General features: G+C 40.3%; 1 pseudogene. It reads left to right on the top strand.

The annotated features are described in order from the left end of the window. Nucleotides 1–229: 229 nt before the first annotated feature. A pseudogene (locus PCIT_RS11865) lies at nucleotides 230–583 on the top strand (hypothetical protein); the annotation flags it as partial.

The following is a 583-nucleotide window of genomic DNA, read 5'->3' as shown; positions in this document are numbered from 1 at the left end:
ATCGTCGTGACAGAAAACGCCCAAGACCCGATTTATTGCCTGCTGTTTTGGGAGGAGTTAGTGCGGTTTATGGACAATAAAAAGCCGTTACCAGATGTGCCGAGTTATGAAGCGGTGGGTTTACCATAGCGGATCATAATGAACCACAACATCAAGCGCCATAACGAATACAAATAAAAAAGCGTCGCAATAAAGCGATAAAGCGATAAACAAAGGTTAAGGAGTAACCATGAGTCAGCCATATTTAGGGGGGAAGTTACCCAAAAAAACCAAATTTAATCATTTTTTTGATGCTAAAATTGATTCATCACTTCGAGATAAATTTCATGGTTTATGTTTTTCATATCCTTGGTTGCGAAGGGGCAAGCACGGCTTTACTCAAAACCCACAAAGGTTCATAACAGAATCCTGTGGCGATGATCCTTGGCGGATACTGTTCTTAGGCCCAATGTTTTTGGGAGCAGTGGGTACATTGGTACTGATAATTAGTATTTTATCATTACCACTGTACGAAGAGGGGGAAGCATTTCCTTGGTGGGTTTGGTATACCGTTATACTTTGGAATGTTACATTTCTAAACTTA

Source organism: Pseudoalteromonas citrea, assembly GCF_000238375.3.
Classification (GTDB): domain Bacteria; phylum Pseudomonadota; class Gammaproteobacteria; order Enterobacterales; family Alteromonadaceae; genus Pseudoalteromonas; species Pseudoalteromonas citrea.
This window is presented reverse-complemented; position numbering and strand designations above follow the sequence as displayed.